Genomic DNA, 13087 nt, shown 5'->3' on the forward strand with positions numbered 1-13087 from the left:
TATGCCGATGCGTAGCCTGATCATCGACAATTACGACTCGTACACCTTCAACCTCTTCCAGCTGATCGCGGAGGTGAACGGACGCGAGCCGGTCGTCGTGCGCAACGACGATCCGGCGCTGACCACGCTGGACCTCGCGGAGTTCGACAACATCGTGATCTCGCCGGGCCCCGGCAGCCCGACGATCCCGCGCGATCTGGGCCACGTCGGGGACGTGCTGGCCCGGGCGGACCTGCCGGTGCTCGGGGTCTGCCTCGGTCATCAGGCGATCGCCCACGCCGCCGGGGCGAGGGTCGGCCGCGCACCGCGGCCGCGGCACGGCCACCTCACCCGGGTGCGGCACACGGGCGAGGGCGTGTTCGCGGGCATCCCGCAGGACTTCACCGCCGTCCGCTACCACTCGCTGTGCGCCGACGAGCCGCTGCCCGCCGCCGTCGAGGCCACGGCCTGGTCGGAGGACGGCGTGGTCATGGGCATCCGGCACCGCACCCGCCCCCAGTGGGGCGTGCAGTTCCACCCGGAGTCCATCGCCTCCGAGTACGGCCGCGAGATCATCGCCAACTTCAAGGCGCTCACCGCCGCCGGCGCCCGGTACACCGCCCCCGCGGCCCCCGCCCGCCCGGCCGGCGAGCCGGCGCGCGCCACCACCGCCGAAGCGGCGGACGGCCCCTACCGATTGCTCGACCTCACGGTTCCCGGCGCGGTGGACACCGAGACGGCGTTCACCGAACTCTACGGCCAGTCACCGTACGCGTTCTGGCTCGACAGCAGCCGGGTCGAACCGGGACTGTCCCGGTTCTCCTTCCTCGGCGACGCCTCCGGCCCGCTCAGCGAGGTGCTCACCTACCGGCTCGCCGACCGCGCGGTCCTGGTGCGTGGCGCCGAGGAGGTGTCCACGCAGGACGGCACCATCTTCGACGTCCTGGAGCGCCGCCTCGCCGAACGCCGGATCGCCGACACGGGGCTCCCGTTCGACTTCACCGGCGGCTACGTCGGTTACTTCGGCTACGAGCTGAAGGGCGACCTCGGCTCCCGGAACCGGCACACCGCCGAGACCCCCGACGCCGCCTGGATCTTCGCCGACCGCCTGATCGCCGTCGACCACGAGCGCGGACTCACCCATGTCGTCGCGCTGCACCGCGGCGACGCGGAGACCCACGCGTCGGCCAAGCAGTGGATCGACGACACCGCCGACGCCCTGGTCGCGCTGCTCGGCCGGGCCGACGCCGACGAGAAGGCCGACGACGGGACGGAACCGGCCGACGACACCGCCGACCCGCGCCCGTGGCTGGTCCGGGACACCGACGGCTACGCCCGGGACATCGAGGAGTGCCAACGCCAGCTCGTCGCCGGCGAGAGCTACGAGATATGCCTGACGAACAAGGTGAGGGTCCCCTTCGACGGCGGCGACCTCGCCTACTACCGCAGACTGCGCGCCTCCAACCCGGCCCCCTACGCCGCACTGCTGCGCCTCGGCGACGTCACGGTCTTCAGCTCCTCGCCGGAACGATTCCTCAAGATCGACGCCGAGCGCGTGGTGGAGACCAAGCCCATCAAGGGGACGGCACCCCGCAGCGCCGACCCCGCCCGCGACGCGGCGCTGGCCGCCGAACTCGCCGACAGCGCCAAGACCCGGGCCGAGAACCTGATGATCGTCGACCTCCTCCGCAACGACCTGGGCCGCGTCTGCGAGATCGGCAGCGTCGGCGTGCCCCGCTTCATGGCCGTGGAGTCCTACGCCACCGTGCACCAACTGGTCTCCACCGTCAGGGGGGTGCTGCGGCCGGACGTCGGCGCGGTGGAGTGCGTACGGCACTGCTTCCCGGGCGGATCGATGACCGGGGCGCCGAAGCTGCGCACCATGGAGATCATCGACGGGCTGGAGACGGAGGCCCGGGGCATCTACTCGGGCGCCCTCGGCTATCTGGGGCTGACCGGCACGGCCGACCTCAACATCGTGATCCGCACCGCCGTCCGGCACCGCGACGAACTGAGCATCGGCGCCGGCGGGGCCATCGTCCTCGACTCCAGCCCCGCCGGTGAGGTGGACGAGATGCTGCTCAAGGCCAGCGCCGCCCTCCGGGCCCTGCCACCCCTGCCGTCCCGGCCCGCGGGACACGCACGGTGACCGGCGGGGAAGCGGGGGAGGCGGACGACGGGGCTGGTGCCGGTGCGGTCGGGGTGCCCGGCGCAACCGATGCCGGCGATGCCCTGAATGCCGAGGGCGCCGGTGGCGCCCGTGCCGGTGGTGGTGCCCCCGGCGCCGGGCCACGTGCCGATGGCGCCGGAACAGGCAGTGCCGGTGGGGCCGACGGGGCCGGCGGTGCCACCGGGGCGGCTTCCGCCGGCGAGGCCGGCGACCGGCGCTGGCGGTGGTGTGAGCCCCAAGGCCGGTTCGTCCCCGTGGCGCGGGGCGGCCCGGTCGGTGTCGTCGACTCCTTCCTGGTCTCCGACGGGACGGTGATCGCCCTCGACGCGCACCTCGAGCGGTTCACCGCCGCCTGCGCCGCGCTGTTCTCCCTGCCGCGCGAGCGCACCGCCGCCTTCGCCCGCGCCGCCGTCGGCCGCCTCCCGGACACCGGCCGCTGGTTCCCCCGCCTGGAACTGGGCGTCCTCGACGGGGAACCGGTCTTCCACCTGTGGCTCCGGCCGGCGCCGCCCCGGACCGGGTCCGTCCGGCTCCGGGTGCACGACGGCCCCGACCTGCGCCGGCATCCGACGGTGAAGGGACCCGACCTGCCCTGGCTCGCCGAGGCGCGGACGGCGGCCGTGCGGCAGGGCGCCGACGAGGCGGCCCTGCTGACCGGGGACGGCCTCCTCGTCGAGGGGGTGACGACCAGCCTGCTCTGGTGGCGCGGCGACACCCTCTGCGCACCCGACGCCGAACGGCTGCCCCTGCTGCCGAGCGTCACCCGGCGGACCCTGCTGCGCCTCGCCGCCGCCTCCGGGACCCCCGTGGCCTACGTCCGCGCCCGGCCCGAGGACCTGGCCGGACTGGAGACCTGGGCGGTGAACGCGCTGCACGGCATCCGGCCGGTGCGGGAGTGGACCGGCCGCCGTGTCGAGGCCGGCCCGGCGCCGCGCGCGGACGCCTGGCAGGCGCGGCTGGCGTCCCTGGCGTCCGCCCTCCGGCGGGAACCGGCCACCCGCTGAGCCCCGGAGACGCACGGACGTTTCATTGTTCGGCAATCCCGTACAGTCGAACTATGTGTTATGGTCATGGACATGCGACCGCTGCCCGAGCCCGCACCAGAGTCGCTGACGCTCGCTTCCGTGCTGTACGCGCTCGGCGATCCGGTCCGTCTCGAACTGGTGCGGCGTACCTTCGCCAATCCCGGACGGACCTGTGCCGTCGAGGATCTCGGTGTGCCGAAATCGACGCTGACCAGTCACTGGCGCATCCTGCGGGAGGCCGGCGTGGTCAGGATGGCCGTGGACGGCCGGTACCGGCGCATCTGGCTGCGGGCCGATGAACTGCGGGACCGTTTCCCGGAGCTGATGGACGTGATTCTGCGGCTGTGTGCCGAGGAATCGCCGTACAGCACGCTGCCGTAGAGCAAGACCGCGCTCGTTTCCGTTTTTCCGGTAGGTCTCCGACGGGGGATTGCTGATGGACCGTGTCGAAGTGTCCGCCGCCCGCCAGCGCAGCCACCAGCCGGACTGGCCGGCGCCGGCCGAGCTGCTCAGGGCCCGCGCCGCACTCACCCGGGCCGCGCCGCTGGTGCCGGCCGCGGAGATCCGCCGGCTGCGCGCCCGGCTGGCCGAGCCGGCCTTCCTGCTGCACGCGGGGGACTGCGCCGAGACCTTCCGTGACAACACCCGGCCCTCGGTGGCGAACAGGGTGTCGCTGTTGCGCGGCATCTCCGGTGCCATCGAGGCGCAGTGCGGCCGTCCGGTGCTGACCGTCGGGCGGATCGCGGGGCAGTACGCCAAGCCCCGCTCGGCACCGGTGGAGCGCCGGGCCGGAATCACCCTGCCGTCCTATTTCGGCGACGCGGTGAACGACGCCGAGTTCACGGCCGCCCGGCGGACCCCCGATCCCTGGAACATGGTCCGGGCCTACGAACACTCCGGCAGAACGCTCTCCTACCTGGAGAACTCGGGCCTGTACACCTCGCACGAGGCGCTGCTGCTCGACTACGAACAGCCCCTGACCCGCCGCAGCGCGGACGACGGCATGCTCTACGGCCATTCCGCGCACCTGCTCTGGATCGGCGAGCGCACCCGCTCCCCGGCCGGACCGCACCTGGCCTTCGCCGCCCGCATCGCCAATCCCGTCGCGGTGAAGGTAGGGCCCGGTGCCACGGCGGCCGACCTCGTGGCCCTGCACAACACGCTGAATCCGGCCAATGTCCCGGGCCGGCTGGCCTTCATCTTCCGCCTGGGCCGGCACCGGGCCTACGACCTCGCCTACGCCATGCTGAGCCGCATCGTCGCCGAGGGCTGGACGGACCGCGTCCTGTGCGACCCGATGCACGGCAACACGGTCACCAGTCCGGCCGGGGTCAAGACACGCGTGGTCACCCAGATCGAAGAGGAAGTGCGCGCCTTCTTCGGCGCCTGCAACGACACGGGAGTGACTCCAGGCGGAATTCACCTGGAAGTGAGCGGTGACTACGTCAGCGAATGTGTCGTCACCCGTGTCGACGACACGTATCTCGCCACAAACTACCGCAGTGCCTGCGATCCCCGGCTGAATCCGGAACAGACCCTGTATCTGGCCCAGGTGGTGGGGGATCTGCTGGCGCGGCATCGCGACTTCAGCCCGTGGCTGGAAGTGGCGATGTCGTCCCGCTAGCGCCCGGCCGTCGTCTCCCGGCGTCGTGCGCATTCATCGAGATCAGCAGTGGTAAAAGGGGTCGTCCTGTGTCCGTAGAAGTCCGATCGAATCGAGCAGTGGTGCTCGCCATGAGCTGCGTGGGACAGTTCATGGTGCTGCTCGACAGCACCATCGTCGGGGTGGCGCTCCCCGACATGCAGAAGCGCCTGCACACCGAATTATCCGGTCTGCAGTGGATTGTGGACGCGTACGTCCTGCTGGTCGCCATGCTGTTGCTGACCGGTGGCGTCTTCGCCGACCGCTTCGGCCGCAAGCGGGTGTACCTGTCCGGCACCGTCGTGTTCACCCTCGCCTCCCTGGCGTGCGCCGTCGCGCCCTCGCTCGGCTGGCTGATCTTCGGCCGGGTGCTCCAGGGCATCGGCGCCGCGGCGATGAGCCCCGGCTCGCTGGCCCTGCTGGCCGCCGCCTACCCCGTTCCGCAGGAGCGGGTGAAGGCGATCGGCCTGTGGGCCGGCATCAGCGGCATCGGCCTGGCCGCGGGCCCGCTGGCCGGCGGCATCCTGGTGGAGGCCTTCGACTGGCGCGCCATCTTCCTGGTCAACCTGCCCATCGGGGCGGCCCTGCTGCTGGCCGCGCTGCCCACGCTGGCCGAGTCCCGCAACCCCAACGCGCCGGCCATCGACGTCCCGGGCACGATCCTGTCCATCCTGGGCGTCGGCGCGCTGACCTACGGGCTGATCGAGGGCGGCGCCAAGGGCTGGACCTCGCCCGCCATCCTCGGCAGCTTCGCCGCCGCGGCGGTGATCATCGCCGCGTTCATCGTCGTGGAGGCCCGCAGGCGCGCGCCCATGATGCCGCTGCGGCTGTTCGGGAACCGCCTGTTCACGACGGCCAACACGGCCATGCTCATGGTCGGTTTCTCGCTCATGGGCTCGGTGTTCTTCTTCTCCCAGTTCTTCGTCGCCGTACAGGGCGACTCGATCCTCAGCTCCGGTCTGAAGACGCTGCCCATCTCGCTCGGCATGGCCCTGGTCAGCCCGTTCGCGGGCCGGCTGGCCGCCAGGTACGGCTTCCGGATCGTGGTCACCACCGGCCTGGTGGTGGCCGGGGCCGGGCTGCTGGCGCTCGGCTTCGTCCACGCGGACACGCCGTACTGGAACCTGTGGTGGCGCCTGGCGGTCAGCGGTATCGGCTTCGCCCTGGCCATGTCGCCGCTGACCGGCGCCGCCATCCAGGGCGTCAGCCCGCAGGAGGGCGGTCTCGCCTCGGGCATCAGCAGCACGGCCCGGCAGATCGGCGCGGTGCTCGGTGTGGCCGTGCTCGGCGCCATCGTGCTCAGCCGGCAGTCCGGGGGCGCGTCCTTCGAGGCCGGCCTCGACAGCGCCTTCATCACCGCCGGCATCGCCACCTGGGTCACCGCGATCATCACCGGCCTGTGGCTGGTGAAGTCCACGCCCGCGGCGGCCGCCGTCCCGGAGCCCCGCCCGCAGGCGCAGACGACCGAGTGAGGCGCGCCGCGTCGCCGGCCTGACCGGCACGGCCGCGCCACCCGGACCCGGACACAGGGCGGCGGCCCTTCCCCGTGAAGGCCGCCGCCCCGTGTCCTGCTGGCCGAAACCGAGCGGGTCGTGGCCCGATGATGTCATGTAGTTTTCAAAGTAGAGCCGTGGCGTCTTCACCGACGCTCCTGTCAGACTGTCTATCGATCGGTTTTTCACGTCTCTGTCAGCCTGGCCGGGCAGGGGAACACCGGCCCGGGAGTCGCCTCGACCGTCAGGAAAGGCACAGGCGCCGCGACGCCGTGCCGGTGGCCGGAGCCGCAAGTCGGCCACCCGCTTCCTGGCCATTTCTGAGAAGGCGTCCGCGCATTCGCCTCGGTGCGTGCACTGAGACCAGGCTGAGCAAGAAGGGAATGCGCACGTACTAGTTCTCGGAAGGTGCGGGTTTTGAAAAACGATTACGTTCTCGGCAGCATATCGGACACGGTCGGGCAGCTTGTGTTCCAGAGCGTGGGTGCGGAGCTGGACGAAGAACTGGCCGTCCGTGTCTACGAATACACCCTGGCGAACCAGCCGGTCACCGCGCACCAGGTGGCGGCCGGACTGCGCCTTTCGGCACCGGAAGCCACGCAGATCATGGATCTGCTGCACGGCCTGGGGCTTTTGCGGTACTGCGAGGCCCTGGAGAGTTTCAGCGCCATGTGCCCCGACTCGGCGCAGAACGACCTGGTCCTCCCGCTCCAGCGGGCGGTGAACGAGAAGAGACGCGAACTCGCCGAAATCCACGAGCGGTTGCAGACACTTTCGGGCATCTTCAACGGCTTGCGCCGATCGAGACCACAGGAGAAGGTGGTCCGCCTGCTCGACCCGCAGCAGGCGTGGGCGCACCTGGCCGACTCCCTGCGCCAGTGCACCACCGAGGTCCTGGTGATGCAGCTGTTCGACCGCGCGCCGAACCGGAGTTTCCCCCCGCTGGAACTGCCCCTGCCGTCGAACGGGGTGCCGGTGAGGCTGGTCGGCCCGCATTCGGCCCGGGCCAGGACGACCACCCGGGCCCGGCTGCGCCAGCTGGCCGACTCCGGTGCCCAGGTCCGCACGGCCAACCACATCTTCGACAACATGGTCCTGGTCGGCGACGACGTGGCGTTCGTGACCGACCAGCCGACGGACGAGGACATCCCCGCCGTCATCGCCGTCTACGAACCGGTCGTCATCTCCCTGCTGCGCCGGGTGTACGAGTTCGCCTGGCAGGCCGGTACGGACTTCGACGCCGACGCGGTCTCCTACGGCGAGACACTGACCGACCTCAACGCCGGCATCCTCAGCCTGATGGCCCGGGGGCTCAAGGACGAGGTCGTCGCCCGCCGCATCGGCGTGGGGTCGAGGACGTTCCGCCGGCACATCTCCAACATCATGGACGGCCTGGGCGCCACCACCCGGTTCCAGGCGGGCGTCGTCGCGGCCCGCGCCGGACTCATCGACGGCCAGCCGGTCGTGGAACTGCCCCAGCCCTGACACCCCCCGCCCGCCCCGGCCACCCTCCCGCGAGCCGCGAACAGCCCCGTCGGCCCCACCCCGGCGGGGCTGCCCGGGGACCGGTCCCCTCCGTTCGGCCGCCCGGCGGATGTGCCCGTTCGGGTGACCGGGACCCGCCGCCGGAGCGACAATCGGCACGAGACGGCCGGAGCACCCGGCATCGCTTCGGGGCCCCGTCACCGGGTTCCCCCGGCCGTGTGCGACGTCGTGATACGTGAGAGGGTCTGACGGGTGAGCGAGACACCACCGAACACCCTGCAATACCGCTTCGACGGGCCGGAAGAGGCTCCCGTCCTGATCCTGGGTCCCTCACTGGGTACCACCTGGCACATGTGGGACCGCCAGGTGCCGGAGCTGGCCAAGCAGTGGCGGGTCTTCCGGTTCGACCTGCCGGGGCACGGCGGCGCCCCCGCGCACCCGGCCGGTTCCGTCGCCGACCTCGTCGGCCGGCTGCTGGCCACGCTGGACGCGCTAGGCGTGCAGCGCTTCGGCTACGCGGGCTGCGCGCTCGGCGGCGCCGTCGGCATCGAACTGGCCCTGCGCCACCCCGAGCGGCTCGCCTCGCTCGCGCTGGTCGCGGCCTCCCCCCGGTTCGGCACCCCGGACGAGTTCCGCCAGCGCGGGGTCGTGGTCCGCACCAACGGCCTCGACCCGATCGCCCGGACCGCCCCCGACCGCTGGTTCACCGGCGGGTTCGCCGCCGCCCAGCCCGCGATCACCGAGTGGGCCGTGCAGATGGTCCGCACCACCGACCCGGGCTGCTACATCGCCGCCTGCGAGGCCCTCGCCTCCTTCGACGTACGGCCCGAGCTGGGCCGGGTCGGCGTACCCACGCTGGTCCTGGTCGGCTCCGACGACCAGGTCACCGGCCCCGCCGAGGCCCGTACCCTGGTCGCCGGCATCCCCGACGCCCGGCTCGCGGTCGTCCCCGGCGCCTCCCACCTGGTGCCGGTCGAGCAGCCCGCCGCCGTCACCGACCTGCTCGTCCACCACTTCTCCACCGCCTGGCAGCAGCCCTTCGACACCGGGCAGACCGCCCTGCCGGCCACCCCCGCCGCCACCGCCGTCCCGGCGCCCGCCCCGGCCGTGCCGGCGCAGGCCGCGCCGGTCGCCGAGATCGCCCCGGCGGCCGCACCGGACCGGGCCGACGGCCCGCCCGACCGGTACGAGGCCGGGCTGAAGATCCGCCGCGAGGTGCTCGGCGACGCGCACGTGGACCGCACACTGGCGGAGTCCGACGCGTTCGCCGGTGACTTCCAGGAGTTCGTCACCCGCTACTCCTGGGGCGAGATCTGGGACCGCCCGGGCCTGGACCGCCGCACCCGCAGCTGCGTCACGCTCGGCGCGCTGGTCGCGGGCGGTCACCTGGAGGAGCTGGCCGCCCACACCCGCGCGGCCCTGCGCAACGGGCTGACCCCGGCCGAGATCGGCGAGGTGCTGCTGCAGACCGCCGTCTACTGCGGGGTGCCGGCCGCGAACAGCGCGTTCCGGGTCGCCCAGCGGGTCATCCGCGAGGAGACCACACCCGCCGGGTAGCGGCGCGCACGGCGGACGCGGGCGTGAAGATGGGTGACATGAAGCTCACGAAGAAGTCCCACGCCTGCGTCCGCCTCGACAAGGAGGGCCGGACGCTCGTCATCGACCCGGGCGGTTTCTCCGAACAGGACGCGGCGCTCGGCGCGGACGCCATCCTGGTCACGCACGAGCACCCGGACCACTTCGACGAGTCCCGGCTGCGGGCCGCCATGGAGGACAACCCGGCCGCCGAGATCTGGACGCTCGGGTCGGTCGCCGAGCGGATCACCGCGGCCTTCCCCGGCCGGGTGCACACCGTCGGCCACGGCGACACCTTCACCGCCGCCGGCTTCGACGTGCAGGTGCACGGCGAGCTGCACGCGGTGATCCACCCCGACCTGCCGCGCGTCACCAACGTCGGCTACCTGATCGACGACGGCGCGGTCTTCCACCCCGGCGACGCCCTCACCGTCCCCGGCCGGCCGGTGGAGACGCTGCTGCTCCCGGTGATGGCCCCCTGGAACAAGATCTCCGAGGTGATCGACTACGTCCGGGAGGTCCGCCCGCGGCGCGCCTTCGACGTCCACGACGCCCTGCTCACCGACCTGGCCCGCCCCCTGTACGACGGCCATCTCGGCCGGCTCGGCGGCACCGACCACCGGCGGCTGGTACCCGGGGCGGCGGCGCAGCTCTGAGCCCGCTGTCACAGGCTCCGGGTAGGTTGTGGGACATGCGCATCGCTACCTGGAACGTGAACTCGATCACCGCCCGCCTGCCACGGCTGCTGGCCTGGCTGGAGAGCAGCGGCACCGACGTGCTCTGCCTCCAGGAGGCCAAGGTCGCCGAGGAGCAGTTCCCGTTCGACCAGCTGCGCGAGCTGGGCTACGAGTCGGCGGTGAACGCGACCGGCCGGTGGAACGGCGTGGCGGTGCTCTCCCGCGTCGGCATCGAGGACGTGGTCAAGGGCCTGCCCGGCGACCCCGGCTACGACGGCGTGACCGAGCCGCGCGCCCTCTCGGCGACCTGCGGCCCGGTCCGCGTCTGGTCGGTGTACGTGCCCAACGGCCGCGAGGTCGGGCACCCGCACTACGCCTACAAGCTCCAGTGGTTCGAGGCCCTGAAGGCGGCGGTGTACGGCGACGCGCAGGGCGGCCGACCGTTCGCCGTCATGGGGGACTACAACGTGGCGCCCACCGACGACGACGTCCACGACGTGGCGGCCTTCGAGGGCTCCACCCACGTCACCCCCGCCGAGCGCGCCGCGCTCGCCTCCCTGCGCGAGACGGGCCTCGACGACATCGTGCCGCGCCCGCTCAAGTACGACCGGCCGTTCACGTACTGGGACTACCGCCAGCTGTGCTTCCCGAAGAACCGCGGCATGCGCATCGACCTGGTGTACGGCAACGAACCGTTCGCCCGGGCCGTCAAGGACGCCTACGTCGACCGCGAGGAGCGCAAGGGCAAGGGCGCCTCCGATCACGCGCCCGTGGTGGTCGACCTGGACGTGTGATGCCACGCTGGGGGCATGCGTCTTCCGTTCCTCGGCCCCCGGCACAAGAAGACCGGCGCGGCGGCGCCGCCCGCCGATCCCGAGGCGGTCGCCGCGCTGCTGTCCGAGTGCGATCTGCTGCGCGCGCAGGCGGCCCGGGGCGGCGTCCGCCTCGACGACACCCCGGCCTCCCTGGAGGCCCTGGACCAGATGGACCCGCGCTGGCGCGACGACCCCGAGATCCTGCCCTGGCTGGGCCACGACGCCGGGCTGTACCTGGGCACGGTCGTGGTGCGCACGGTGCCCGGCGCCGCCTGGCTCATCCGCTCCGACGGCGAACCCGTCGTACGGCTCGCCTCCGGCCGGACGGTGGAGGTGGTGACGGCGGGGCAGGAGTGGGCCGCGAGCGGCGTCCCCGAGCTGTCCCAGTGGTACGCCGGGATCGCCGGGGACTGAGCCCGCCCCGGCCAGCCGGCCGCTCGCCGGCGTAAATACGGCTAATGCCCCGGGGACGCGTGTCGCCCCTCCAGCGCTCCGCCCGCTGGATAGGTTGCGGCAACCACGACACAGCCGAGAGCGAGTGGGGCTGCGGATGGCCGTCGATCCGTTGATCGAACTGCGGAACGTCAACAAGTACTACGGGGAGCTGCATGTCCTGAGGGACATCGACCTCACGGTCGGCAAGGGCGAGGTGGTCGTGGTCATCGGCCCGTCGGGATCGGGCAAGTCGACGCTGTGCCGGACGATCAACCGGCTGGAGGCCGTCGAGTCCGGCACCATCACCCTCGACGGGCAGCCGCTGCCCGCGGAGGGCAAGGCCCTCGCCCGGCTGCGCGCCGAGGTCGGCATGGTCTTCCAGTCCTTCAACCTCTTCGCCCACAAGACCGTCCTGCAGAACGTCTCCCTCGCCCAGGTGAAGGTGCGCCGGCGGGCGCAGGCGGAGGCCGACCGGCGCTCGCGCGAACTCCTCGACCGGGTCGGCCTGCTGAACCAGGCCGACAAGTACCCCGCCCAGCTCTCCGGCGGCCAGCAGCAGCGCGTCGCCATCGCCCGGGCGCTCGCCATGGAACCCAAGGCGATGCTCTTCGACGAGCCCACCTCCGCCCTGGACCCCGAGATGATCAACGAGGTGCTGGAGGTGATGCGGCAGCTCGCCCGGGACGGCATGACCATGGTCGTCGTCACCCACGAGATGGGCTTCGCCCGTGCCTCCGCCAACCGGGTCGTCTTCATGGCCGACGGCCGGATCGTGGAGGACCGCGCCCCGGACGAGTTCTTCACCGCCCCGCGCAGCGACCGCGCCAAAGACTTCCTCTCCAAGATCCTCAAGCACTGACCGGGGGACCGCGACCCATGTGCCGTACCGCCCGTGTGCCCCGCGCCCTGTGCGTGCTCCTCGTGCTGCTGGCCGCCGCCTGCGGCAAGGAGGGCAGCCCGCCCGGCAAGGGACCGGCCGCCGGGAAGCTCCCGCACTACCGGGTGGCCCGGGACGTCCGCCTGCCCGCCTCCCGGACCTGGACGCGGGCCGAGCGGCGCGGCCACTTCGTCGTCGGCGTCAAGGAGGACCAGCCCTACCTGGGCGAGAAGGACCCCGCCACCGGCGCCTACTCGGGCTTCGACATCGAGATCGCCAAGATGATGTCCGCCTCCCTGGGCCTGGCGCCGAGGACCATCCGGTTCCGCACCATCGCCTCCGCCAACCGCGAGACCGCCCTGCAGAACGGCCAGATCGACTACTACGTGGGCACCTACACCATCAACCCCAACCGCAAGAAGCTCGTCGGCTTCGCCGGCCCCTACTACATGGCCGGCCAGTCGCTCCTGGTCCGCGAGGACGAGGACACCATCCACGGCCCGCGGGACCTCGCCGGCAAACGCGTCTGCTCGGCGGCGGGCTCCACGCCGTACCAGCGCGTCAAGGCCGACTACCCGAAGGCGGTCCTGGTCGCCTACGACACCTACTCCGTCTGCGTCGACAACCTCCTCACCTACCAGGTCGACGCGGTCACCACCGACGACGCCATCCTGATCGGCTACGCGGCCAAGGTCCCGAGCGAACTGAAGCTCGCCGGCAAGCCGTTCTCGAAGGAGCCCTACGGCATCGGCGTCCCGCACGGCGACAACGCCCTGCGCCTCGCCCTCGACGACGCCCTCGCGGCCCGCGAGAGGAACGGCGACTGGAAGAAGGCGTACGACGCCACGCTCGGCCTGTCCGGCGTGCCCGCCCCCCACCCGCCCGCCATCGACCGCTACCGGGCGGGCTGAGCG

The 13087-nt window shown here is 72.2% G+C and carries 12 protein-coding genes; all 12 read left to right on the forward strand.

The features are described 5' to 3' along the window. Window positions 1-7 precede the first annotated feature (7 nt). Window positions 8-2128, forward strand: a complete 2121-nt coding sequence (gene pabB / locus ACZ63H_RS15275) for an aminodeoxychorismate synthase component I (RefSeq protein WP_469865071.1) — start codon at window positions 8-10, stop codon at window positions 2126-2128. A gap of 275 nt (window positions 2129-2403) precedes the next feature. After that, window positions 2404-3153 carry an aminotransferase class IV gene (locus ACZ63H_RS15280; protein WP_469865072.1) on the forward strand — a complete coding sequence of 250 codons (750 nt, stop codon included), beginning with the start codon at window positions 2404-2406 and terminating at the stop codon, window positions 3151-3153. A gap of 72 nt (window positions 3154-3225) precedes the next feature. Beyond that, window positions 3226-3555 carry an ArsR/SmtB family transcription factor gene (locus tag ACZ63H_RS15285; protein ID WP_469865073.1) on the forward strand — a complete coding sequence of 110 codons (330 nt, stop codon included), beginning with the start codon at window positions 3226-3228 and terminating at the stop codon, window positions 3553-3555. A gap of 55 nt (window positions 3556-3610) precedes the next feature. Beyond that, the gene (locus ACZ63H_RS15290) at window positions 3611-4798 is read left to right on the forward strand and encodes a 3-deoxy-7-phosphoheptulonate synthase (protein ID WP_469865075.1); all 1188 of its coding nucleotides are present in this window, start codon (window positions 3611-3613) and stop codon (window positions 4796-4798) included. 110 nt (window positions 4799-4908) lie between these two features. Then, on the forward strand, window positions 4909-6288 hold the full coding sequence (locus tag ACZ63H_RS15295) for an MFS transporter (protein WP_469865077.1): 1380 nt from the start codon (window positions 4909-4911) through the stop codon (window positions 6286-6288). Between the two features lie 501 nt (window positions 6289-6789). Next, complete coding sequence (locus ACZ63H_RS15300; RefSeq protein WP_469865079.1) at window positions 6790-7794, forward strand: helix-turn-helix transcriptional regulator; 1005 nt, start codon at window positions 6790-6792, stop codon at window positions 7792-7794. Window positions 7795-8046: 252 nt separating this feature from the next. After that, window positions 8047-9351: a bifunctional 3-oxoadipate enol-lactonase/4-carboxymuconolactone decarboxylase PcaDC gene (gene pcaDC, locus ACZ63H_RS15305; protein ID WP_469865081.1), complete on the forward strand. Its 1305-nt coding sequence runs from the start codon at window positions 8047-8049 to the stop codon at window positions 9349-9351. A 38-nt stretch (window positions 9352-9389) separates the two neighbouring features. Continuing rightward, entirely contained in the window at window positions 9390-10025 is a 636-nt protein-coding gene (locus ACZ63H_RS15310; RefSeq protein ID WP_469865083.1) for an MBL fold metallo-hydrolase, read from the forward strand. A 35-nt stretch (window positions 10026-10060) separates the two neighbouring features. After that, on the forward strand, window positions 10061-10840 hold the full coding sequence (locus tag ACZ63H_RS15315; protein ID WP_469865085.1) for an exodeoxyribonuclease III: 780 nt from the start codon (window positions 10061-10063) through the stop codon (window positions 10838-10840). A 15-nt stretch (window positions 10841-10855) separates the two neighbouring features. Continuing rightward, window positions 10856-11275: a DUF6278 family protein gene (locus tag ACZ63H_RS15320; RefSeq protein ID WP_469865087.1), complete on the forward strand. Its 420-nt coding sequence runs from the start codon at window positions 10856-10858 to the stop codon at window positions 11273-11275. Window positions 11276-11411: 136 nt separating this feature from the next. After that, window positions 11412-12155: an amino acid ABC transporter ATP-binding protein gene (locus ACZ63H_RS15325; protein ID WP_469865089.1), complete on the forward strand. Its 744-nt coding sequence runs from the start codon at window positions 11412-11414 to the stop codon at window positions 12153-12155. Window positions 12156-12172: 17 nt separating this feature from the next. Then, window positions 12173-13084 carry a glutamate ABC transporter substrate-binding protein gene (locus tag ACZ63H_RS15330; RefSeq protein WP_469865091.1) on the forward strand — a complete coding sequence of 304 codons (912 nt, stop codon included), beginning with the start codon at window positions 12173-12175 and terminating at the stop codon, window positions 13082-13084. Window positions 13085-13087 lie beyond the last annotated feature (3 nt).

Source organism: Streptomyces sp. NPDC104831, assembly GCF_055583025.1.